Here is a 681-nt window from a genome sequence, read left to right as displayed (position 1 = left end):
GTCGCCGGGGAACGGGCTGCCGGCGTCTTCCTCGAGTTTTTCCGCCAGCGAGCGGTGGCTGTCTTCCATCCGCGCGTGTTCGGCGCGCAGCAGCGGGACAAAGCTGCCCGGGTGATAAACCGTGTGCAACTGGATGTCGCGGTTTTCAGTCAGCACCAGCCGGTCGCCGTCCCAGCCGAACCAGATGTTTTGGGTTTCTGTTTCACCGGTTTGCGGATTGATTTGGGCGACGTGCTTGCCCACTCTGCGCCCCAACGGGTCGTAGATATAGCGCGCCTGCGTCTGAATCTGACCGTCCTCTTCTGCCGTGAAACGCGTCAGCCGGTGCGCCTGGTCGTAGGCGAAATGGCCGATGGCACCGCGCGGTGCCTCCCGCCAGCCGGCGCGGTACGGGCGTTTTTCCGTCAGGTTACCAAATTTGTCGTGTTCATAAATATACCGCTCATCGCGCTGGATGCGGTTGTGATACCAGACCGGCAGCGTGTCGGCGAGCGGCGTATTCAGGTCGGGGTGCGTGCAGTTGCGGTTGCCGGCGGCATCGGTGAAGGTGGCGAGAAAACCGTCCGGCGAGCTGACGCTGTTCAGACGACCAGCCGGGGAATAAGCATAATGATGGTCGCCGAGTCCGGTGGTCATCTGCGTCATCTGCCCGGCGGCGTTGTAGTGATAATGGCGTTTCAG

General features: G+C 62.0%; 1 pseudogene. It reads right to left on the bottom strand.

Annotated features, from left to right (window positions below):
• A pseudogene (locus tag ACLBVC_RS24775) lies at positions 1-681 on the bottom strand (hypothetical protein); the annotation flags it as partial.

Origin of the sequence: Rahnella selenatireducens (genome assembly GCF_046449555.1) — a bacterium.
Classification (GTDB): domain Bacteria; phylum Pseudomonadota; class Gammaproteobacteria; order Enterobacterales; family Enterobacteriaceae; genus Rahnella; species Rahnella selenatireducens.
This window is presented reverse-complemented; position numbering and strand designations above follow the sequence as displayed.